Source organism: Methanomicrobium sp. W14 (assembly GCF_017875315.1).
GTDB lineage: Archaea > Halobacteriota > Methanomicrobia > Methanomicrobiales > Methanomicrobiaceae > Methanomicrobium.
This window is the reverse complement of record NZ_JAGGMM010000003.1, coordinates 336,272-358,652: the sequence shown is the minus strand read 5'-3', so window position 1 is coordinate 358,652 and position 22,381 is coordinate 336,272. Positions and strand designations below refer to the sequence as shown.

At 45.2% G+C, this 22,381-nt stretch carries 25 protein-coding genes and 1 tRNA gene; 10 read left to right on the top strand and 16 right to left on the bottom strand.

The genetic code is table 11. The features are described 5' to 3' along the window. Positions 1-28: 28 nt before the first annotated feature. The 3 genes from J2128_RS11015 to J2128_RS11005 form a co-directional block, all read right to left on the bottom strand. Positions 29-802: an FHA domain-containing protein gene (locus J2128_RS11015; RefSeq protein WP_209691485.1), complete on the bottom strand. Its 774-nt coding sequence runs from the start codon at positions 800-802 to the stop codon at positions 29-31. A gap of 75 nt (positions 803-877) precedes the next feature. Further along, positions 878-1,582 (bottom strand): PP2C family serine/threonine-protein phosphatase, encoded by a 705-nt coding sequence (locus tag J2128_RS11010; protein ID WP_209691484.1) that lies wholly within the window; start codon positions 1,580-1,582, stop codon positions 878-880. A 276-nt stretch (positions 1,583-1,858) separates the two neighbouring features. Continuing rightward, a complete protein-coding gene (locus J2128_RS11005; RefSeq protein WP_209691483.1) occupies positions 1,859-2,236 on the bottom strand; it encodes a hypothetical protein in 378 nt (125 codons plus the stop codon). Positions 2,237-2,516: 280 nt separating this feature from the next. Between J2128_RS11005 and J2128_RS11000 the strand changes: the two genes are divergently transcribed. Both J2128_RS11000 and J2128_RS10995 read left to right on the top strand, forming a co-directional pair. After that, a complete protein-coding gene (locus J2128_RS11000) occupies positions 2,517-3,098 on the top strand; it encodes a HEAT repeat domain-containing protein (RefSeq protein WP_209691482.1) in 582 nt (193 codons plus the stop codon). Positions 3,099-3,133: 35 nt separating this feature from the next. Further along, positions 3,134-3,988 (top strand): MBL fold metallo-hydrolase, encoded by an 855-nt coding sequence (locus tag J2128_RS10995; protein ID WP_209691481.1) that lies wholly within the window; start codon positions 3,134-3,136, stop codon positions 3,986-3,988. A gap of 49 nt (positions 3,989-4,037) precedes the next feature. On the opposite strand, the gene J2128_RS10990 is transcribed toward J2128_RS10995, so the two are convergent. The 7 genes from J2128_RS10990 to tfrA all read right to left on the bottom strand — a co-directional run bounded on the left by J2128_RS10990 (position 4,038) and on the right by tfrA (position 10,326). After that, a complete protein-coding gene (locus J2128_RS10990) occupies positions 4,038-4,352 on the bottom strand; it encodes a hypothetical protein (protein ID WP_209691480.1) in 315 nt (104 codons plus the stop codon). Positions 4,353-4,438: 86 nt separating this feature from the next. After that, complete coding sequence (locus J2128_RS10985) at positions 4,439-4,654, bottom strand: hypothetical protein (protein WP_209691479.1); 216 nt, start codon at positions 4,652-4,654, stop codon at positions 4,439-4,441. A 321-nt stretch (positions 4,655-4,975) separates the two neighbouring features. Then, positions 4,976-5,161: a hypothetical protein gene (locus J2128_RS10980; RefSeq protein ID WP_209691478.1), complete on the bottom strand. Its 186-nt coding sequence runs from the start codon at positions 5,159-5,161 to the stop codon at positions 4,976-4,978. A gap of 141 nt (positions 5,162-5,302) precedes the next feature. Then, positions 5,303-6,502, bottom strand: coding sequence for an aldo/keto reductase (locus tag J2128_RS10975; protein WP_209691477.1), 1,200 nt, complete (start codon positions 6,500-6,502; stop codon positions 5,303-5,305). A 193-nt stretch (positions 6,503-6,695) separates the two neighbouring features. Beyond that, positions 6,696-7,187: a hypothetical protein gene (locus J2128_RS10970; protein ID WP_209691476.1), complete on the bottom strand. Its 492-nt coding sequence runs from the start codon at positions 7,185-7,187 to the stop codon at positions 6,696-6,698. Between the two features lie 16 nt (positions 7,188-7,203). Then, positions 7,204-8,697: a fumarate reductase (CoM/CoB) subunit TfrB gene (gene tfrB, locus J2128_RS10965; RefSeq protein WP_209691475.1), complete on the bottom strand. Its 1,494-nt coding sequence runs from the start codon at positions 8,695-8,697 to the stop codon at positions 7,204-7,206. 3 nt (positions 8,698-8,700) lie between these two features. Next, positions 8,701-10,326: a fumarate reductase (CoM/CoB) subunit TfrA gene (tfrA, locus tag J2128_RS10960; protein WP_209691474.1), complete on the bottom strand. Its 1,626-nt coding sequence runs from the start codon at positions 10,324-10,326 to the stop codon at positions 8,701-8,703. A 251-nt stretch (positions 10,327-10,577) separates the two neighbouring features. Here tfrA and J2128_RS10955 point away from each other — a divergent pair, with 251 nt between their 5' ends. After that, positions 10,578-11,963: an aspartate kinase gene (locus J2128_RS10955; protein WP_209691473.1), complete on the top strand. Its 1,386-nt coding sequence runs from the start codon at positions 10,578-10,580 to the stop codon at positions 11,961-11,963. Then, positions 11,960-12,964, top strand: a complete 1,005-nt coding sequence (gene purM / locus J2128_RS10950) for a phosphoribosylformylglycinamidine cyclo-ligase (protein ID WP_209691472.1) — start codon at positions 11,960-11,962, stop codon at positions 12,962-12,964. The genes J2128_RS10955 and purM overlap by 4 nt, the downstream gene beginning before the upstream one ends. A 98-nt stretch (positions 12,965-13,062) precedes the next feature. Here purM and J2128_RS10945 read toward each other — a convergent pair whose 3' ends face one another. From J2128_RS10945 to J2128_RS10930, 4 genes are all read right to left on the bottom strand, one after another. Then, a complete protein-coding gene (locus J2128_RS10945; RefSeq protein WP_209691471.1) occupies positions 13,063-14,037 on the bottom strand; it encodes a Vms1/Ankzf1 family peptidyl-tRNA hydrolase in 975 nt (324 codons plus the stop codon). Between the two features lie 60 nt (positions 14,038-14,097). Then, positions 14,098-14,631, bottom strand: coding sequence for a ZPR1 zinc finger domain-containing protein (locus J2128_RS10940; RefSeq protein WP_209691470.1), 534 nt, complete (start codon positions 14,629-14,631; stop codon positions 14,098-14,100). A 2-nt stretch (positions 14,632-14,633) separates the two neighbouring features. Beyond that, on the bottom strand, positions 14,634-15,002 hold the full coding sequence (sepF, locus tag J2128_RS10935) for a cell division protein SepF (protein WP_209691469.1): 369 nt from the start codon (positions 15,000-15,002) through the stop codon (positions 14,634-14,636). A 173-nt stretch (positions 15,003-15,175) separates the two neighbouring features. Beyond that, complete coding sequence (locus tag J2128_RS10930; RefSeq protein ID WP_209691468.1) at positions 15,176-15,673, bottom strand: RNA-binding protein; 498 nt, start codon at positions 15,671-15,673, stop codon at positions 15,176-15,178. A 138-nt stretch (positions 15,674-15,811) separates the two neighbouring features. Here J2128_RS10930 and J2128_RS10925 point away from each other — a divergent pair, with 138 nt between their 5' ends. From J2128_RS10925 to J2128_RS12920, 4 genes are all read left to right on the top strand, one after another. Next, the gene (locus J2128_RS10925) at positions 15,812-16,039 is read left to right on the top strand and encodes an LSM domain-containing protein (protein ID WP_209691467.1); all 228 of its coding nucleotides are present in this window, start codon (positions 15,812-15,814) and stop codon (positions 16,037-16,039) included. A gap of 44 nt (positions 16,040-16,083) precedes the next feature. Next, positions 16,084-16,266 (top strand): 50S ribosomal protein L37e, encoded by a 183-nt coding sequence (locus J2128_RS10920; RefSeq protein WP_209691466.1) that lies wholly within the window; start codon positions 16,084-16,086, stop codon positions 16,264-16,266. Between the two features lie 4 nt (positions 16,267-16,270). Beyond that, positions 16,271-17,707, top strand: coding sequence for an amidophosphoribosyltransferase (gene purF, locus J2128_RS10915; protein WP_209691465.1), 1,437 nt, complete (start codon positions 16,271-16,273; stop codon positions 17,705-17,707). Between the two features lie 333 nt (positions 17,708-18,040). Then, positions 18,041-20,158: a PKD domain-containing protein gene (locus J2128_RS12920; protein WP_209691464.1), complete on the top strand. Its 2,118-nt coding sequence runs from the start codon at positions 18,041-18,043 to the stop codon at positions 20,156-20,158. 230 nt (positions 20,159-20,388) lie between these two features. Here J2128_RS12920 and J2128_RS10905 read toward each other — a convergent pair. Further along, positions 20,389-20,463 (bottom strand) — tRNA-Met (locus J2128_RS10905). A gap of 238 nt (positions 20,464-20,701) precedes the next feature. Between J2128_RS10905 and trxA the strand changes: the two genes are divergently transcribed. After that, positions 20,702-21,145: a thioredoxin gene (gene trxA / locus J2128_RS10900; protein WP_209691463.1), complete on the top strand. Its 444-nt coding sequence runs from the start codon at positions 20,702-20,704 to the stop codon at positions 21,143-21,145. Positions 21,146-21,322: 177 nt separating this feature from the next. Here trxA and J2128_RS10895 read toward each other — a convergent pair whose 3' ends face one another. After that, the gene (locus J2128_RS10895; RefSeq protein WP_209691462.1) at positions 21,323-21,658 is read right to left on the bottom strand and encodes a 4a-hydroxytetrahydrobiopterin dehydratase; all 336 of its coding nucleotides are present in this window, start codon (positions 21,656-21,658) and stop codon (positions 21,323-21,325) included. A gap of 180 nt (positions 21,659-21,838) precedes the next feature. On the opposite strand from J2128_RS10895, the gene J2128_RS10890 reads away from it, so the two are divergent. Then, entirely contained in the window at positions 21,839-22,381 is a 543-nt protein-coding gene (locus J2128_RS10890) for a pyruvate ferredoxin oxidoreductase subunit gamma (protein WP_209691461.1), read from the top strand.

Genomic DNA, 22,381 nt, shown 5'->3' with positions numbered 1-22,381 from the left:
GTTTATGAAACTATTGTATGAATATTTTTCAGCCCAGATTGAATATCAGCCTTGCACCCTTTGCGCCCCTTGCAAGATCAAGCATATCTCCGTCTTTTATAGGTGTCTGCCTGTTTGCCTGTATTTTTTTGTTGTTGATGTAACTTCCGCCTGTGCTTCTGCAGTCCTCGAAGTACCAGTCGTCGCCTCTTTTTATAAACCTGCCGTGCGGTTTCGTAACCCTTGTTACGGCCTCATATGAAGGTGAAAGAACAACAGATCCGTCTTTTTCTATGTCTGATGCAGACTGGTCTTCACGGCCTATTTTTACTTCACTCTCCTCAAGCGGCCATGCTTTGCCGTCGTCGTCTCCGCCGAGGATTATAAGGACAGGTGTTCTGGTTTTGTTCTCGTTTTCAAGCATGCTTCTTACGGACTTCAGTTTCGAGTTCAGTTCCTCTTCGCCTATCCTGATGTCGATGTTGCTGAATATGCTTAAGTTTCTGATTATGCCCTCCATACCTCCGGGTATAAGGGAGTATTTCCATACCGGAAGAGATCCCTTGGATGTCTGCCTTCCCATGCCGGCCTCTTTTTTTATGACACCGGTGTTAAGAAGCTTGTCCAGGTGTTTTTTCGTGTTTTCATAGCTTGTGTCTATTTCTTTTGCAATTTCCCTGACTTCTTTAGGCTGGTGCTCAATCAGTTTGAGAATTTTAAGTCTTGTAGGATTTGAGAGTACGTTTAGGTATTCCGAAAGATCTTTGTAGAAATCGGGATCGTTTGAGATTGCAATTGTATTTTCGTTTAATTCATCACTCATTTCATCTGCCTCCCTCTTTTCAGGCCGGGTAAACTATTAATTGTATATATTATGCCGTTTATGGATTTTGGATTTTCAGACGATCATTACAACGGCCGTTATATTGTCCTCTGAAGTTTCCAGCGAAGTTTTTACGAGGCCTTTGGCAATGCTGTTGGCGTTTTTTTCATGCATTATATCTTCAATGTTTTCGGTTTCTATATAATCATGCAGGCCGTCGCTTGAAAGGAGTATAACCTCTCCGGGTTTTGTGCTGAAGGTATAAGTATCAACTGTAAAATCGCCTCCGAGGGAATGGTTTATGATATGCTTCATTGGGTGAAATCTTGCATATTTCGGGTCAATAAGCCCTTTTTTGACAAGATCCTGGACAAGCGAGTGATCGACCGAGACCTGCCTGAGGCTTCCGTCATAGTGGTATAATCTTGAATCGCCTGTATTTGCGGCAACCACGCACCCGTTTTCCACGAAGGCTGCAACAAGAGTCGTTCCCATACCAAGTCTGGGGCCTTTTGCGTTTTTAATTATCTCTGAATTAGCTTCTTTAAACGCAAAAATTAAAAGCTCTTTCTTTTCGCCGACGTCCATTCCTTTAAAGTACCCTTCGGAAAAGACTTTTTTTATAGTTGAAACGGCTATACCCGAGGCTACTTCGCCGGCAGCATGCCCTCCCAGACCGTCTGCGACCGCCAGAAAAAGACCTCTGCCGACACATGCTGTTAAATACGAGTCCTCGTTGTAAACTCTTTTTCCGGCAACTGATACAGCACTGTAATCCATAACCAACTATTCCGTTCTGAAATATTCAATACTTAATTTAAAAGTCCCTGAGTCTGCAGGGGTATGAACACATGCTGCAAATTTCAGGTGTTCTTTCTGTTCACATTTATCCTGTATTTATATTAATATTCACTATTACAACGGTTTTTTCATACAACCCTGTGGTTATACGGTTGTATATAAATAAAAGATTAAGGTAGCGTTGATACCTGTAATCCAGAGACTTTTTTTTAAAAAAATTTTCTAAATTATTTTATTTCGTTTTCTTTTGCCTATTTATATAAACATCATCCAGACCATGTATGATATTACAACCATTATCACGAAAACCACGATGAGGAACTTGTACCAGCATTTTTTACAAAAAAAACCGAATGGTCCCATGTCTTTTCGTTCAAACGATTTTTTGCAGCCCCTGCAGACATGTCCTGTTTCTTTTTCCCCGGACTTCTCCTCTTTGGTTTCCTCAAGGTAATTTTTAAGCAGCTTTTTTTCAAGATTTGGGCTGTTTTTAAGCTTGTGCCATTCGGCTTTGCTCATACCCCTGAAATAGTCGCATTCCCTGCATTTAAGCCAGACCTCATATTCATCAGGGTATTCAGCGTAAAGTGCTTTTTTGCCGCATTTAGGGCATTCATAAAGTTCTTCATTCATTTGTCAGGAATCTCCTGATTTTTATTTCCGCAGTCATTGCATATAAACAGGGAGGAATTGAATTTCAAAATCAAGTGTCTGCTGTCAGGTTTGCCCGGGTAAGTTGTAAGGGTGCATTTGGCAGTTTTCCGTTCTGTCCTTCGGAAAGATGCGAATTCCAAAATTCTGCTTTTTTACAGTCATATTTGCAGGCTTTTTGTGTGACCACTGGTTATTTAGTTCAAAAAAATCAATAGAAATAGTTATGAATTTCAGGTTATTTCCGGCGGCCTGTATAGTCATGCTGGCCCTTTTTGCCTGTCTCAGCGGCTGTATGAATGTAAATACAGGAGGAAACAAGGCTGTTTCCGAAAATATAAGTGCACTGTTCTCTTCAGACAATCTGACAAAGAAGACTGCATCCGAAAACCTGACAAAATTAGGTGAACCTGCTGTAATACCGCTTACAAAAGTATTTTCAGAAGGCGATCCGGTGGCTTCCGCCTGGGCGGCGGTTGCCCTTATCAACATAGGCGAGCCTTCTGTTGATCCCCTGATTGACCTTCTTTCATCAGATAATGAGACTGTGCGTGACTGGGCCGGAAACACACTTGCAGGCCTTGGGACGACTGCAGTTCCTGCACTGATTGAAGAGGCGAAAACAGGAAACAATGAATCAAAAGAAATTTCGTCAATAGCGCTCATAAAAATCGGGGAACCTGCCCTTCCTCTTCTCAATCTTGAGCTGAATACCGGGGACAGAAAATATTCCCGGGATATGAAGGCTATAATTCAGTCTATTTATGCTACAGGAGCGCTTCGTGAGAGGCTTTCAAACGAAACCCGGTCAAACACAACAGGAGCCGGCGTTCTGTCAAACTGAAAATTTCAATTTTTTTTTAGTTTAGATTTTCAGCAATGAAACTTACTTTTTTATGTGACAACAGCACCCTGACTGATGTTTACCTGACAGGTGAGCCTGCACTTTCTTTTTATATTGAGGACTGCGGGAAGAAGATACTTTTTGACGCCGGTTATTCGGATGTTTTCATAAAAAATGCTGAAAAACTTGGTATTGACCTTCTCTCACTTGATTTCATCGTCCTGTCGCACGGTCACTGCGACCATACCGGAGGCCTTGAATTCCTGAAAAAAATGTTTGAAGAGGCTGAAATAAACGGTTTTTCTCATAAGAGACCTGTCCTTGTTGCGCACCCGCTTGTTTTCAGGAGTATATACGAGGAAGGTTTCGGAGAAATAGGTTCCCCCCTGAAAAAAGAGGACGCCAAAGCTTTTTGTGAATTAAAACTTTCGCGAAATCCGGTCAGGATAACTGAAAACCTGGTCTTTCTCGGTGAGATTCGTGAAAGCTGCGAATTCGAAGAGCCGCATTCAGCTGGTGTATCCGTGGCAGATTCGGGTGAAGTTCTGCCAGATTTTCAGCCTGATGATTCCGCTCTTGTTTTTTCGGGAAAGAATGGTCTTTGCGTCATAACAGGCTGTTCGCATAAGGGAATCTGCTCAATATTAAAGCAGGCAGGAAAAGTCTCCGGGAGGGACGACTACTTCTGTGTTATAGGCGGATTTCACCTCCTTGAAGCTGAAAAGGAAAGGCTTTATGAAACAGGAAAATTCCTTGGAAATGCAGGTATAAGTTTTATTTATCCCTGCCACTGCACTGATTTTAAAGCAAAGGCCGCCCTTTCAAAGTTTGTTGAAGTAAAAGAGGCCGGTTGCGGGCTTGTCCTGTCAACTATGGCAGGAAAAATATGAAACCTGACTGTTTCAGGTATATTTACAGTTCCATTCTGCAATGCAGTTCTTAAGAGCCTGCTTTTTTCATCCTTCCGCCGGGAAGAAAGAGCGTGAACAAAAGACCTGCCCCGATGAGAGCAGTTACAACCCATAGTGCCGTATTTATCCCCCGGATTCTTGACTTTTGCATTGATACCGGTAATTTCGCCGTGGCAGATGCCGGGAGACCTGCCAGGGCCCCTGCCTCTTCATCTGATACGACCTGAATACCATCAAGTACGACTGACCTGACTTCTTCTTTCTGTTCAGGGTTTAAAATCTGGCTTTGATCACTGAGGGCGATGAAGCAACCCGAAAGTATACTTATTATCCCCCGTCTCATAACCTCTAATTCCGGTGCAGATCTAAAAAATGTTCAGGTGGCCTGACTTAACCGGTGCCCCTTTAATGCCGGAAATCAGGGAAGTTTCAATTTGAGGAGTACTTCTTTGTATTGTTGTCAGGGAAAAAAATCCGTATACATTCTGAAGAAGAGCACACTGAATTACTGCCCTCGTCAAAGCAGTTCATTATGAAAGATTCAGCGTAATAAACGGTGTTCTCAGAGCCGCTGAAAGTAACATTTTCCACACTTTTCAGGCCCTTGTTGTCAAGGACGAAGATCCTGTCGCTTTCGTCAGACAATGTCGTTTCTCATGTGACGCTGTCCGATTCAATTTTTATTGTCTGGTTTTCAAAATGTGTTCCGGTGAAATTTAAGTCGTCAATGTTTTCAAGGTATTTTTCAGGCATTGTATAAGATTTCCTGATTGTCATATAATCATGACTGTTAAGTTTTTGAAAATCTACGTTGACAATCCCTTTTTCTGATTCTGAGTTTTTATGGCATGATACTTTGTATTCGTAAGGGCCGTAGTCTTTTTTGGAGTAAAAGGAGAGATAAGACGAGCTGATCTGATAGTTTTACGGCATTTCCATTGAAAACCGGGAAAAATATTGCGTATCTCATGATAATTTCGACCTGATTTCTATATCGTGCCAGACATTTTCAAGGTCGTGCCCCTCTCCCGTAATATATAATCCGTTTTTCTCTTCGAAAGACAGGTAGTGCATTGGGATGTTATCGCAGATAATCCCCAGGACTAACGAGATTAAACCTGTGAGTATGATTGCAAGGAGAAAAGCTGTCATCAGGTGTAAATTTTTAGATAAGGTCATTTTTTTGTTTTCTTTAGGAAAAAATATACCTCGGTACAGTTAGGATAATATTTTTTATTTTATATATCTACAATGTTCATCATGTTATATATTCAAAGTATTATCTTTTTGTCTTCAGTCATCTTTCGCTTTCAGAAACCTTTTTACAAGAGGTTTCATAAGCTTTGTCCTGAGTCCTTCAAGTGTCTTCGATGTTTTTTTGAGCTCTTCAGGGATTTTTATGTGCTGCGGGCATGATTTCAGGCACTTCCCGCAGTTCCTGCAAAGTGATGCGTTTGAAGGCTCTCCCATAATACCCATCATCTGTCCAATGTAGGTCCCTCTTGTAATCAGTTTTTTTCCTGACATGTAATACTGGTTGTAAAAGTAGAAGCACATGGGGATATTTACACCGAAAGGACAGGGCATACAGTAGCTGCACCCTGTACAGGGGACTTTAAGGAGTTTTCTGTATACTTCCGCTGCCTTTTCCATTGTCTTAAGTTCAGCACCCGTCATTGAGCCCGGAGTCGCCTGTTCGGCGGTTTTTATGTTTTCTTCGACCTGGATTTGCGTGTTCATTCCCGAAAGGACGACAGTAACTTCCGGGTGGTTCCATATCCACCTGAGCGCCCGTTGGGCAGGTGTTTTAACGTCACCTGACTCTGAATATATTTTTTCTATTTCGCGGGGAAGCTTTTCCGCAAGAGTTCCGCCCCTTAAAGGCTCCATAACCATGACGGCAAGACCCTTGGATGTAGCGTACCTGAGGCCTTCTGTTCCGGCCTGGTTTTCTTCGTCTATGAAATTGTACTGGATAAGGCAGAACTCCCAGCCGTAAGAATCGACAATCTCTTTGAAGGTCTTCCTGTCGGAATGAAATGAAAACCCTGCGTTTACGATTCTTCCGTCATTTTTAGCCTTGTTAAGAAAATCGAGAACACCAAGATTTTTCACGTTTTTCCAGGTGTTTTCGTTGAGGGAGTGCAGCAGATAGTAGTCTATATGGTCGGTCTGAAGCTTTTCAAGCTGTCTGTTGAGGTATTTGTCGAAGTCTTCGTAAGTTCTTACCTCCCATGCCGGAAGCTTTGTTGCAAGCTTTATTTTCTCCCTGTAGCCTTCCTTTAGTGCACGCCCGAGAAAACTTTCGCTTTCGCCTCCGTGATAGGGATAAGCCGTATCTATATAGTTAATGCCGTTGTCTATTGCGTATCTTACAAGTGCGGTCGCCTTTTTTTCATCTATCTGTCCTCCTTTTGTCACCGGAAGTCTCATCGCACCGAATCCCAGTGCTGACAGCTCATCCCCGTTTTTTAAAACTTTCCTGTACTGCATAAAAATCAAACCCCCGCCTTTTTTGTTTAGTCATTTTAAACACGTGTGCACATAAGGCGTGCCTGAAAATCATAATCCTTTTTTTGCTTTGGATAAGTGGGTCTATATAATTTTGGAATGAATTTTGGGTATTTGATGTTTAAAATACAAAAAAGTTTAGAGTTCTGATCTTTTGTTTTTAGTTTTAAAACCGTTATTCCAGGCAGAAAGTCATGTTATTTCTTGTAATGTTTATTCTGGTTTCAGCCACAGTTTCATTTCTGATTTTATCTATGGCACAAACTTTCAGGGTAAACTTATCTGGGAGAGTATCTGAATTAAGGTTTCTGCATGACCACCAGACCGTCCTGTCGCCGCAGGTCCATGCATCATCCCCCAGGTACGTTACTTTGTAGCCTGTTGAGTTGTCCCAAAGGAAAAACCCGGTCATATTTTTCTGTTCCGTATCTTTAATGGTCCAGTGGTATATGGTTTCTGTATTTCCCGTTAATTCCGGAGTGAAGTCTATTCCGATTCGGGATGACATTTCAGGAGACCAGCACGTATGCCCTGATGCGACTGTAAAGTTTTGCGCCTGAGCGTTTCCTGAATGTTTGTCTCCTGTCTCTGTGCAGCCCGCCAGAAGAAAAACTGTTGCAAGGACAAAGAAGACCGCAAAAACCAGGGATACAGATCTTTTCTTCATACAAAAATAGTTATTTTTACTTTTTATTCAGGCTTTTATTCATCATTTCGTCCTTCTTTTTGTACCCTTCAAGGAGAAGCGAATTTATGTTTTTAACCGGCTTTTCGGTGCATGACTGGATATGAGTCTCGCAGAACGGGCATGAGGTTATGACGACGTCGCAGCCGGTTTTGTCGATCTCTTTTGAACGCTCCTCACCAAGAGCTTTTGCCTCGTCCGGAAGTCCTGATTTTACGCCTCCACCTGAGCCGCAGCACTTTGCGGGCATCTCAATGAACTCACCTGCAACCATCTTCAAAAGTTCCCTTGGCTGGGAAGTTATGTCCTGTCCTCTCATAAGGTGGCACGGGTCGTGGTAAGTGACCCTGACATCCAGTTTTTCCGGGACTTCAATTCCGGTTTCTGTCAGGAGCTCGTTTATGTCAACGACCCTGAACGGTTTTCCTCCGTAGTTGTTTTTGAGTGTCGACCCGCACCCTGCGCACATCGTCATGACGGTTTTGATTCCCCTTTTTTCAAAGCACTCTATGTTTTTCTTCATGAGTTCGGGGACATATGAAGCCTGTCCTGTCCTTAGAAGAGGAGAACCGCAGCAGACCTGCTCCTTCGGGACAATTATCCTTATCCCGTTTCTTTTCAGGACTTCTATCGCGTCAAGGGCTGTCTTGGGAAGTCTAAGGTTGTAGAGACAGCCGACGAAGAACCCCACCTCCTTTTTTACCTCGCCGTAAGGCTCTATAACTTCCGGAATCATCTCCATAAGAGCCTCTTCATGCCTTTCCACGCTTCTTCCTGTAGTTTTTACAAGCTCTGCCACTTCTTTGTGTCGTGGCAGGGTGAGGCCTTCCTTGTTTGCAAGCTCACGGAGTTTCTCTATGGCCTTTCCGGGGATTTCAATGTGCTTGGGGCAGGCTTTCCAGCACGCCTGGCAGCTTGTGCAGGTAAAAAGGCCTTCCTCTTCGACGCATAAGGGTATTCTGTCCCTTTTGTCCCTCGGGTCAAGGGCAAGCCTCATCTCCTGTCTCATAAGGGCAGGTCCTTCGAAGTCCGCGACGTCCATGGCAGGGCAGACCGATACGCAGCACAGGCACTCTATGCAGTCCCTGATTGGCTTTATTTTGTCTATATTCTCCTTTGAGGGGAGTTCCGCATTTTCGGACGACACCAGGCCCGGCATATTCTTAAGAAATGCACCGAGGTCTACGACGAGGTCCTTTATTACCGGTAGGTCAAGGGGCTCGATTGTCATGCCGTCCTTTGCCTCGGTCATGCATGCAAGGCCCGGTTTTTTGTTGATGAGAACGGCGCAGCTTCCGCACTGGCCTGCACCGCAGCAGTACCTGAATGAAAGAGTCGGGTCAAGCTCGTCGCGTACAGCAATCAGTACGTCAAGGACCCTTGCGCCGTCGTGGACATATACCGTGTAGTCCTTAAGCCTGGGTCCGGTCTCTTCGTCCCTGCAGGTGTCAAAACGGGATATGTGAAAAGTTATCTTTTTTTTGTCTTCCATAGTTCAGTTTTCTCCCTTCTTTTCGATTCCTGCCTTTTCAAGAGACTGATAGGTGTGCCCGTACGGGGATTTGTCAGGTGTCCATTTTGTCTCTATGTCATTTCTTACATGGGCGCCCCTTGATTCCTCACGCAGGAGGGCTCCCTTAACGACAAGAGTTGCCGTTGTCAGCATGTCCTCTAAAATACAGCAGTCGATAAGGTTCTGCTTTGAAACGGCTTTTGGATTCATCCCCTTAAGGCGTTCGATATCTGAAAGCGCTTTTAATAGCCCTTCCTTCGTCCTGAATATCCCTGCATTCTCCCACATGGTCTTTCTGAGGGCGGATTTTATCTCTGATACGCTGTCAGTGCCTTTTGTAAACCTGGATATTCTTTCCTTCTGGGCTTTTACCTGTTCACTGTCTATTGTTATATCGAATTTTTCGGTCTTTCCGGCAGATTCCCCTGCACGCTTGCCGAAGACCTGCGTATCCGCAAGTGAGTTTCCGCCGAGGCGGTTGGCCCCGTGGACACCACCTGTGACTTCCCCACATGCGAAAAGACCTCTCAGCGTCGTTTCGCATTCAGGAGTTATCCTGAGTCCCCCCATCATATGGTGAGCTGTAGGTGCGACCTCCATGGGCTCTTTTCTGATGTCGACTCCGTTGTTTAAAAACTGCTCAAGCATCACGGGGAGACGCTCTTCTATAACTTCCGGGGGAAGGTGCGATACGTCCAGGTAGACACCGCCTTTTTCTGTACCGCGTCCTTCAAGGATTTCGGTTGCAATAGCCCTTGCGACAACGTCTCTTGTTGAAAGCTCCATCCTTTCGGGGTCGTACTTCTCCATAAAGCGTTCACCTCTGGCATTCCTGAGAATTCCGCCCTCCCCGCGGACAGCCTCGGTAATAAGTCTCCCTCTCGCGTCGTAAGGGTAGACGGCTCCCGTCGGGTGAAACTGTACCATCTCCATGTCGATAAGTTCCGCTCCCGCACGGTATGAGAATGCATAACCCTGCCCGTTTCCCATCGCGCAGTTTGTGCAGACGTCATAGATCTGGCCGAGGCCGCCTGTTGCAAGGACAACCGAGTCTGCGCATATGACTACGATTTCACCCCGCCTGTTAAGCCCGGTTGCGCCGCAGACCCTTAATCCATCCTTTAAAAGCTCCGTTACTGTTATCTCCTGCATGACCCTGATATTCCCGGAGCGAATCTTTTCAAGCAGGGTCATTATTATTTCATGGCCTGTCCTGTCGCCCGCAAAGCATGTGCGTGGGAATCTCTGCCCCCCGAACGAGCGCTGGGAAAGCATTTCGCTGTCTGTTACGTCAAAAACTGCGCCCCACCTGACAAGGTCCTCCATCCTTTCAGGCGCCTCTCTTACAAGTATGTCGACAAGTTTTGGGTCGTTGAGGTATGCTCCGCCTTTTATCGTGTCCTCTTTATGAACCGAACAGGAGTCCGCACTGTTTATTACGGCATTGTATCCTCCCTCGGCCATAGTGGTGCATCCCCCCTTTCCTGCAATTGATCTTGAAAGAAGTATGGTGTCCCCGTACTTTGAAGCCTCGATTGCAGCCCGTGCGCCTGCACCTCCGCTTCCTATAACCAGTACATGGCATTCTTTCACGTTATCCGCAAGCATAGTTATCAACTGTTTTGGACTTTGAATAAGATAAATAAATGGCTGAAAGCATAAAATACCCTTGCCAAAAAGCATTCCGGCATACTGTCTTCTTTTATTTTCAGGCTTAAATCAGATGGTGTCCCGGCGATTTTGCTGAAATCTCTTTTTCTTTTCAGAGCCTTACATTAATACCAAAAAAGGTACATTAATATAGGAAAATAATACAGGAATACAAAATTCCGGCAGAGTGAGTTTAATTGAGGTTTTTGATGAAATTCGGCGGCACGTCGGTCGGAGACGACAAGTGCATAGGGCGTGTCGTATCAATAATTGATCACTACTATAAAACAGGCAGTGAAATAGCCGTTGTAGTATCGGCAATGTCAGGCGTGACAGACCAGCTCCATGCTATCGCCGAAGAAGTGGAGAAATCCCCGGATAATCCTCCGATAGAGTCTTTTATAGCGTCTTTAAGGACCAAGCATAAAAAAATTCTTGATCTTGTTGCAAAGGACGAATCCGAAGCGGTTATGAATGAGATTGATATCAGGCTTGAAAATCTCAAGAATATCCTGACTGCGGTCCACAACCTGCGCGAGCTCACTCCGCGTTCAAAAGACTACATAATTTCTTTCGGGGAGAGGCTTTCAGCCCAGATTGTGAGTGCCGCACTCAGGCAGGCCGGTATATCCTCGGTTCCACTGAACGGCTGTGAGGCGGGTATTATTACCAATTCAAACCACGGCTGCGCCCATGTGCTTCCCGAAAGCGAGCCCAGGATAAAGTCAAGAGTAGTCCCCCTCATGCAGGACGGGGTCCCTGTCATCATGGGATATATGGGGTGCACCGAACAGGGGATAGTCACGACTCTCGGGCGTTCGGGCTCTGATTATTCCGCTGCCGTAGTCGGCGCCGCCATAGATGCGGACGAGGTGTGGATATGGACTGACGTCGACGGCATAATGACTTCAGACCCGCGTATCATAGACGACGCGAGGGTTATTCCTGCAATATCATACCTTGAAGCGATGGAGCTTTCCTACTTTGGTGCTGAAGTCCTCCACCCGCGGACAATAGAGCCTGCGATGCAGAAGGGAATCCCTGTAAGGGTTAAAAACACTTTCAACCCGTCCGCTGAAGGGAGCTGTGTCCTTGCAGATGAGCACCGCGACGAAAGGGTCGTGAAGGCAATCACCTTCATAGACAAGGTTTCTCTCATAAATCTTGCAGGCGCCCAGATGTTCGGAAGACCCGGTGTCGCACGCTCCATATTTACGGCACTTGCGGAGAGCCAGGTGAACGTAATGATGATCTCGCAGGGCTCTTCAGAGTCAAACATCTCCCTTATCGTGGACGATGAACACCTGAACAGCGCTCTTAAGGCACTGAACCATGTCCAGCAGAGCGGATATATAAGAGAGGTCACTTTTGACCGCGACGTGAGCGCCGTAGCTGTGGTAGGTGTCGGAATGGCAGGAGCACCGGGAATTGCAGGGCGGGTATTCACGGCCCTGGGGAGAGCTAACGTGAACCTTATGATGATCTCGCAGGGCTCGTCTGAAGTGAATATATCCTTCGTCGTGAAACACGAGGACGGGAAAAAGGCTCTTAGGGTTTTGCATGATGAGTTCAGGCTCTCGGAGGACTCGCAATGAGCGGTTTTGCGGACGGTCACACATACCGCGGTGCAGGCGTCGATATAGACCTTGAGGCTGACGGCGTAAAGGCTCTTGTCAAAATGCTTTCATACAGGCGCAGGGGGAGTTTTGAGATGTGCAGCGACGTCGGTCATTTTGCCGGCCTGATAGAGTTCGGCGACTATGCACTTGCTCTTGCAGTTGACGGTGTCGGGACCAAGATGCTTGTCGCTGACATAATGAATGACTGGTCTACTCTCGGTATAGACTGCATAGCGATGAACGTAAATGACCTTTACGTTATGAACATAGAGCCGGTTGCATTTGTTGACTACATCGCCACAGAAGGCGTCGAGGTCGACAAGATGCGCCAGATAGGCATCGGCCTCAACGAGGGTGCAAGGCTTTCGAACATGAACCTTGTCGGTGGAGAGACCGCGACCCTTAAGGGCATAGTTAAAGGCCTTGACCTTGCAGGGACATGTCTTGGTGTTCAGAAGAAGGACAAAATAATAACGGGAGCCGCCATAAGACCCGGAGACGCCATAATCGGGGTTTCTTCGAGCGGAATACATTCAAACGGGCTTACCCTTGCAAGAAAGATAGTCGAGGACTGCGGGTCGTATGACATGATGATGCCGTGGGGAAAGACACTCGGTGAGGAGCTTTTGACCCCTACAAGGATATACAGCGAAGTCCTTAAGGTTGCATCAGAGGTCAGCGTCCACGGCATGTGCCATATAACAGGCAGCGGCTTGAGAAACCTGAAGCGCCTCGGAAAGTTCGGTTTTGACATAGACCACCCGGTTGACCCGCAGCCTGTCTTCAAGTGGATGCAGGAGAAGGGGTGCGTTGAAGAGCAGGAGATGTACCGTACTTTCAATATGGGAATGGGATATGTTTTCGTAGTCCCGCAGTCTGAAGCGGAAAAAGTCGTAAAAATGGTCTCAGGCGCAAAAGTTGTCGGGAAAATAAGGGAAGAAGAAGGTATCTGGCTTAAGGGAGAGCCTTTCTTCTGAAAAATATTATCTGATTTTTAAACGTTTTTTTCAATTTTTTTATCAGAATTCTTTGGTTTTGTCTTTTTTATTCAGCTATCGGGCTGTAAGTTTTCTTTTCAGACCCTGTACCACCGGGCGGACCACAGGTCTTTTGCAAGTTTCTCTCCCGCATACCTGTCGGGTTTTGTATCAAACTGCCTGTATATAACCGGCAAATCAGAAACACCTGCTTCTTTCAGGATGTCAAATCCGGTCTTTTTGTCTCCTGAAACGACTATGACGTCGGCAATATCCCTGTACTCTGCAAGGAGGTCTGAAAGGTTTTCTGCGGCTTTTTCGACGTGGTGCCTGATGTCTTCCTCTCTTAAGCGTTCAAACCTCTTCTGAGACCAGCCGCCTTTGGAGTGTTTCTCCTTGACGCTGCTCCTGACAAGGCTGCTTTTTATAAGGCCTGACTCTGTTGCAAGCCCTATGCAGGACTCCCCTGCATGGGCAAGAACGAAGACACAGTGCCTGCTCTTCAGAAAAATGTCACTTAAAGGTTCTGTCAGAAATTTTTCGTCCTTTAAAGTCTCCTTTTTTTCCGGGGGAAACGGTGGCAGGACAAAAAAAGAGCACACTGAGGGGCATTCAGTGTCAAAAAATCCTATTACACCGGTATCCTTGTCTGCCCCGCTGACAAGACTTTGAATTTCGTCATCCGGCAGGTCTTCAGTAAAGTCCGTCTCTTTCGGTGGGAGATAAACAGAAAGAAGACTCTTTTTCCCGGATTTTACAGACGATATCCTGTCAATTAAGTCCCCTGATTTTTTTTTGTCCAGAAACCAGTTTTTAACGCAAGGACGGCTCTGTTCACAGCCGTCTTTGTCCATGGTATCTGATATTTTTTCTTCAAGTGATTTTATAGCGGCCTTTGCACGCTTAAGCTCCTCTGCGGTCTCCTGAAGTTTTGCCGGGTCGGATGTTTTTTTCTCCTCTCTTTTTGCAAGTCTTTTTCTTAATTTTTCGTTGTCCTTTTCAAGTTCAGAAACTGTTTTTTTGAGATTTTCAATCTGTTCGAGAAGGTCTTTTTTGAAAAATCCGGTTATCATATAACTTACAGCACCTTTAAAAAAACGCAAATTTCCGGGAAATCAGGCCGCCCGGAAAAATCACTCCTCTTTTTTATCCTCCGGGACAATGGGTATGGATTTTACGGTTTTTTTGCTTACTATGCCGCTGTTTCCCCCCAGGTCCTGAATTATAAGGGTAAAGGGCTCTTTTACTTCGCGTGCATCTGCGATTCTCTTCTTCAGAGCATCTATCTTTTTCTTGTTCTCTTCGTCCGCGTTTAAAAGAAGGGTGTCAAGTGCACTGTCAAAGCGCACCAGAACGCCCTCGACGTTTGATATGAAAGCTTCGCACGCAGGGCCGGGTGTCACCGAAATACCCAGTTCAGGGATCTCCATTGTACCCTCACTGCTTCTTATAACGCGGGCCGAGAGGTCATCCGTTTTTTCCACTTTCAGGGTATACCTGACTGGTGCTCCGTCTCCGAGGACAAACGTCTCGACTGAGCAAAATCCGCAGTCGCAGGTTGCATTTGCTATCATGACCTCCTGAAAATACGGGATTCTTTCAGTCTCGTATATATACTGTATATCCTTTTTGCAAACAGGGCATGGTGCGACCAAAACACGCCGCAACTTCAGGCTCCTCCGATTTTCTCACGTGAAACCTTTACTGACATGGGTGTTATGATGACATATTTCTGGTCACCAAGGCCGACAATGTCACCGTTCACGTCTGCTGCAACGTCCCTTAAGTCTTTTATGACACGTTCATAGGTTATCTTGTCCATTTTAAGGCGTCCTATGTCGACAATCACTATGTTTCCGTTGTAAACTTCGTCTTTAATCCGTGGTGTATCACGAATCTCATTGATTGTCGCAATTTTAACATACATAGACGCCGGACCGGAAGTATTGGAGGTCTCGATGGAAGCCAGATCAAGTTCCATATAGTCTGATTCGTCAGGCTGGTTGCTCTTCCTGAAAAGAGATGAGATCTTTACCATATGAAAAATTTGTGGAGTGAATTTTATTTAACTGTATCCATTGCCGGAAGAGGATTATTTATTCCGGAGCATACAAAAGGGTAAAATTTCTTCTTTACCTCTTGGCATGACAGCATATCACTGCAAAAACGTGGAAGTTTAATATTTGATAAAAGGGTATAGTAACCCTCCTTTCAGATCTCAAGGCTCCAGATCTCGTCGCCGACGTGGTGCACGTTTTTTGCGGTCTTTCCTGTTTCCGCCGCCATCATCTCTTCCGTGTCCATCAGGGCGATTCCTATTGCAAGCGGCTTATTGTGTTTCTCTTCAGCGATGATAACCGGTTTTCCTTTTTTTATGTCGTCTGAGGCGGAGACTATCCCCGGGCGCATAAGATCAGCACCCTTAGCCATGAAGGGTATTGCTCCCGGGTCAACTGTGATCCTTTTCTCCGGAAAAGGCCTGTCAACCGCTCCATGGAGGGTAGGGAATACCGACCCCCCGATCTCCATTAAATACGGTTTTCTGTCTACGAGGTATATTGCAAGGTCTGCTGTAGTCTCAACTATCTCGACCCTGTCCGATTTGAACAGTTCAGAAGATTGTCCTATATTTTCCTTTAAATCCCTGTAAATCTCCGAAAGCTTTGATTTTCTGACTGTGTATCTTTTTTTGATCTCAATTCTGACCATAGATCTCTTCCATTGTATGTCGTGTATAAGATATAATTACACCCTGTTCTGCAGAGTGACTCTGTTCTGGTTGCGCTATATTTATCTATGTTACACTCTCAATTATACTAATCCTCATCAAACAAATCAGGGAATCTCATGACACAAAGACCGTTGGAAATTTTAGATAAGGCTCTCAATCAGAAGCCGGTAATCGTAAGCCTGAAAGGCGGCAGAGAAATTCGCGGAGTCCTTCAGGGCTATGATGTTCATATGAATCTTGTACTTGAGAATGCAGAAGAGGAAGTAGGGGGTACAGTTACAAAAGCTGGCACTCTCATCGTCCGCGGTGACAATGTAATTTATATTTCACCGTCAGTGAACTGATAACAAATTTAAAACTGATATTTTTTAGAAAAAGGTGATTTTTAATGAGTAAAGGTACGCCATGCAGAGGAAAAAGACAGACACAGACACATATAGTCTGCAGAAGGTGCGGGAAAGTATCATTCCACAAGCGCCACAAAGTATGCTCAGCCTGTGGTTTCGGCAGGTCAAGCAAAATGCGTAAGTACAACTGGGAAACCAAGAAATCAGTAAATCCAACCCACTAATATCATGTGCGGAATCGTTGGCATCGTCGATGCTGGCGGCGTTTCATTCCCGCTCTATTATGCCCTCTACGCTCTTCAGCACAGGGGGCAGGAGAGTGCGGGAATCACCACTTTTGACGGTAAAGACCTGCATAAACATAAAGATCAGGGACTTGTTGCCGAAGTTTTTGATATGGACATCCTGTCAGGTCTGGCGGGAAACACCGGTATAGGCCATGTAAGATACCCTACGACCGGGGCGAAAATTCCGGAAAATATTCAGCCTTTCAACTTCACTTTTCAGCACAGAAAGATAGCCGTCGCCCACAACGGAAACCTTACCAATACACTTGAACTGAGAAAGGAATTTGAAGAAAGGGGCCAGATATTCTGCACTTCAACCGACACCGAAATTATAGGTAACATTCTGGTGGACGAACTGAGGCATTCCGGTAGCATGCATGATGCCGTTCTTGCCTGCATGAAGAAGCTTGAGGGTTCGTATTCGGTAGTGGTCCTTGTCGATGACAAGGTATACGCTTTCCGCGACCCCCTCGGAATACGTCCTTTGTGTCTTGGAAGAACACCCGACGGCTATATCGTCTGCTCGGAATCGGTTGCAGTCGATGCACTCAACGGTGAGTTTATCCGTGATGTTAAGCCCGGAGAACTTGTCACACTGTCAGCTGACGGCATAAAATGCTCACAGATAGCGGAGGCGTCGTCGTTTGCCTTCTGCATATTCGAATACATATATTTTGCACGTGCCGATTCTGTTATAGACGGTCAGCTTGTATACGACGTAAGAAGAAGAATTGGCCAGGCACTTCATCTTGAAGCCCCTGTGAAGGCCGACATTATATCTCCTGTCCCGGATTCGGGTACTGCGCATGCGACAGGATATTCCGAAAGTTCAGGCATTCCTTTCCGTGAGGGCCTTATCAAGAACCGCTACATGGGCAGGACTTTTATTATGCCTACCCAGAAGGCAAGGGAAAACGCCGTCAGAATAAAACTGAACCCTGTTAAAAAACATCTCAACGGGAAATCCGTTGTTCTTGTAGACGATTCAATCGTCCGCGGGACTACTTCAAGAAGGATAATCGACCTTGTGAAGGATGCCGGAGCAAGGGAGGTTCACATGAGGATAGGCTCGCCACCCATAAAGGCCCCGTGCTACCTCGGTGTTGATATGTCGACAAGAGAAGAGCTTATAGCGAGCAAGAGGACATGCTGCGAGGTCTGCAGGAAAATAGGCGCAACGTCCCTGCACCATGTGTCTATAGAGTCCCTGATAAAGGCGACAGGACACAACGCCGAAGACCTCTGCACGGGGTGTCTCACGGGGATTTATCCTCTTTCCATAAAGTCCGAGAAAGCCTGTCCCCGGCATATAGATTATGTCTCCGGAACTTACCAGTCAGACCTTGAGACCTTCAAAAAGGACGAGATAATAAAGTGAATGAGACGGGCCTCCAAAGCTGCTCTCTAAAAATCCGGGAAATTGAAATAAAAAGAACATATCATATTTCCTGAAAAATAATCCGCCAATATCTTTTTTTCTGAAAAGACTTTTAATTTGTCAGAAATTCCTGAATATGAAATGTTTGGATTTTTTTTGAAATGTTTCTGCACTGTCCCCGGTCAGTGAGATTTATTTCATGAATGTTTTATAGAAAAAGCCACTTAATTATATATTACTGTTGAAAATCCCTGTGGGACGGGTTTGTCCGCTCTTAAGAGCAGTCACGCAATAAATCCTCAGTTTATAATATAACCGGAGATATCCTGTAAGATGCCTGTAATAAGATTTGTCAAAAGTATTCTGGCGGCTGTTATACTTTTGCATTTTATGGTTTTCAGCGTATCTGCACTGGAATATTCGCTTTCCGGTGACATTTATCCGGTAACAGACGAATCGTCCGGGAGATGGAATGCAGAGATTTCAGACGGTTATGCTGCGTGGACGGAAAATGTCGGATCAGGCCAGAAAATTGTCCTGTTCGATTACCTGAACGAAACGGAGACTTCGCTGTCAGAGTCGGTGTGCTCCGACTATTCACTGGCGCTGTCGGGTAAATACGTCGTCTGGAGTGAAAGAAAGGATTTTGATTCACCTTACCTGCTTGTATTATACAACATTTCAGGCGGAAATAAAAGCTATGTCTCTTATTGCCCTTCCAACCAGGGAGAAGCGGATATTTCCGGGGATTATGTCGTCTGGCTTGACGGCCGCTATTCCGGGTTTACGAATATATTCCTCAAAGACCTTGCTACGGGTGAGTCGGGTCTTATCAGGCAGTCTCTGACCGGCGACAAAAAATCCCCTAAAATTGACGGAAATGACTTTTACTGGGTCGAAAAAGGTGTTTTGTACAGGCAGTCTGTATTTGGGGGCAGTCCTGTGGAAATCACATGCAACGTTTCAGGGGATATCTCGGTTTCAGACGGAAATGTAGCGTGGGAGGGAAAGTCAGACGTTTATTATTCGGTTTATGTCTATGACTCTGCCGACAACAAAATTACAGTTCTTTCAGGTAAGGGTTATGACCTCCGCCACCCCCGCGTATACAACGATTCTGTCGTTTACGAAGACTACAAAAACGGTGATTCAGATGTTTACATGTACGATTTGTACACCGAAACCCCTGCATCCGTGTATAAGGGCAGTGGAGACCAGGTGAACCCGGACATCTTTGGTGACAGAATTATCTGGACTGACAAAAGTGGTGGAAAAAGCATCATTGCAGGCTTTACGGCGGACGAAGAGGCAAAGCCGGACGTGGATTTTTCAGTTACGGGAACTTCCGCGAAAAACGGCCTCCCTCCGCTTGAAGTTCATTTTATAGGTCAGTCTACGATGGCACTTGGTTCGTCTTCCGAATGCCACTGGGACTTTGGAGACGGGGAAACCTCATCAGAAGGCTCTCCTGTTCATATATATGAAAAACCCGGGATATACAACGTCTCGCTTACAGTAAAAAACAACAACGGAAACAAAACGGTAGAGAAGGATAACTACATAAAAGTCGGGGAACTTCCTGTTGCAGCCTTTACAGACGAAGGTACTGTAGGTGTGGCTCCGTATATCACAAGGTTCCATGACATATCAGCAGGAGAAATTGACAACCGCACATGGGATTTCGGTGACGGCGTCTGGTCTTCCCTTAAAAATCCTTATCACAAGTATAATAATGCCGGGACCTACACCGTGACACTTACCGTAAGAAACGAATACGGAGGTGATACCGTGACAAAGGAGGACCTTGTTGATGTCGGAGGTGCACCCCGTGCAGCCTTTGTATACGGGTATGCCAAAAACAGCACTGAAAAGCGGCCTGTTATCATCTTCACCGATGTTTCGTCGGGAAACCCCGGCTCCTGGATGTGGAGTTTCGGCGACGGGAAGACTTCAGATGAGAAAAACCCGGTACATGTCTACGAAACGCCGGGGATTTACGATGTAAGCCTTACGGTTTCGAACCGCTACGCAGAGGATACATATGCACAAAAAGGAGTTGTTCAGGTAAGCCTCTCGTCATACCCCTTAAAGGAGGTAATAGTCGTCCCGCAGGAGGCAGGCCTTTTGCCGGGGGAGAGTATGCAGTTTGTCGCGGCCGGTAAAGATACAGCCGGGAGAAGCAGTATCATAAACCCGGTCTGGAGCGTTTCGGACCCGTCTGTTGCATCGGTAGACAGACTGGGTGTTCTTACAGCAAAATCACCCGGTGAAACAGACATTTTGTGTGAATACCAGGGTGTCACCGGTAACGCGTCTGTTGTCGTGGGAGAGGAAACATATGCGCGCAGCCGCTGCCTCCCGGCACTTGTAATATCGGATATGCCGGAAGAGTTGTCTGATGATTTAAAGAAGCTTGTCGCAATATTTTACCGGAGTTCGGAGAAAAAATAATACGGATATCTCACTTGTGCGGGGCTTCAGTTCAAAAATAATATCCCGGGACTAAAGGTTTTATTCCCGCAAAGAGCGGGATAATATTTTTTGATTTTTTAGACTTTTCCTGAAAAGCATCTGTTATATAAACCCGCATGCGGTTTATATCCTTTTTTTATGCGTAAGACTATTTAAGGCTTAAAAACTACTGGTTTAATGTAAAAACGCAAAAAAAGCTTTTTCTAACATAGCGAGGAATGGATTTGAACCATCGGTCTACGGGTTATGAGCCCGTCGGGATTTCCTGACTACCCCACCTCGCTTTTTGGTGTGCTATATTAGGTTGTAGCCTCTGCCGTATATAACTTGTGATATTGAATTAAGTGTCACATGTGCCGTTTTAATACTCCTGTTTCATCTTTTAGTCCTTTAATTTACTCCATTTGATATTTACGTCATTTAATGTCTTCTTTTTGTCAGAATGTGATGTGATTTGCCGTTTTTCTTCAGGCCTGTTTTTCTGCACATATTTTTAAGAAATGACATTTACAACTGATATTTATGGCAGACAACAGGAAAACTGGTGATGAATCCCATTTTGACGACGAAATACCGGAGCTGAGAAAAAGAAGAATTCCGGAGATTAAAAACGAACTGTTCTCAAAGGATTCGGCGGGAGGGCAGAGTGTTTTTGAGGTGAACGATTTTTCGTTCGGTGATTTTGTATCAGACAATACTTATGCTGTCGTTGACATGTGGGCTGAGTGGTGCGGGCCCTGCAGGATGATGGAACCGGTTATTGAAGCACTTTCGGGGGAATTCTGCGGGAAAGTGGCTTTTGCAAAGTGCAACACTGATGAAAACCAGCGTATTGCAAGTCATTTTATGATAAGTTCCATCCCCACTCTTCTGTTTTTTTCCGGCGGCAGACTATGTGAAAGGATTACCGGGGCATACCCGGTTGAGACAGTAAGAAACAGAATTCTCCTGGCCTTTCAGATTTGAAAACCTGAAATCCATTGAATATTTTTTAGATATCTTCTATTCTGAAGATAGGTGTTTATTTTATTTTTGCCATGTTTTTCCTTTTTGAGGCGGTTAAAGGGTATTCTATATCAAACTAAAAAAGATCAGTCCGGTCAGGGTTCAGTTGTGGGTAAAAGCTTTTTTTTAAAATTTCGGCTATTCCCTGAACCTGTCGCTGTGGTTCATTTTTGACGCCATAATGAAGTCATTTCTTGTTATTCCTCCGCACTTGTAGGTATACCATATAATCTCAAGAAAATTTCCTTTTTCTATACAAAGGTCAGGGTAATGCCCCTCGCGCTTGCACAGGTCATCAAGCTCTTTGATAAAGACGACACATTCACCAAAATTTCCCAGATTATATGTGCGCCTGAGTTTGTTTTCGCCTATTGACCATCCCGGGACTTTTTTGAGATACTCCAGAATATCTTTTCTCGTAAGCGGCGGAACCCTGTCAATCTCCGGATTGCATCTTTCTGTACTGAGATCCATTGTTTAATCATCGCGGTCATATTAAAAAAACTTTTTATCCTGTATTAAAAAACGTGAAATCGTCTTTTTTTCAGGTTTAACCCGGGAAAAAAGCAGATTTTTACTACAATAACAAATTCCTTTTTTTGCAGGAACGAAAATTCTTAATAAATAATCATGTTAAATTTATTGGGGATTTTTTTGAGAGAACTAAGAATACATGGAAGAGGCGGTCAGGGCTCGGTGACTGCAGCTGAACTAATAGCAACGGCTGCATTCCTGGGTAATGTCTATTCCCAGGCTTTTCCGGCATTTGGTGTCGAAAGAAGAGGAGCTCCTGTCCAGGCCTTCGTCCGTTTTGACGACAAGAAAATCAGGCTTCGAAGCCAGATATACGAACCGGATTATATAATCGTCCAGGACAGCACCCTTGTCAAGGACGTTGACGTGTTCGGCGGCTTAAAGACGGGCGGAATCGCCATTGTAAATACGGAAAAGGATATAAAAAATATCCCTGACGGCGTCAGACTTGTAAAAATAGACGCGACGAAAATAGCTCTTGAAGTGCTTGGTCTTCCAATCGAGAACACTACCCTGATGGGTGCGTTTGCAGCGGCAACCGGCGAGATAAGCATGGAAGCGATAAAGAAGGCACTGAAAAAGAGGTTTTCCGGGGCTCTTGCCGAAAAGAACATTCTTGCGGCAGAAACCGCTTACAACAGTGTGAAGGGAGGCAGTGCTTAA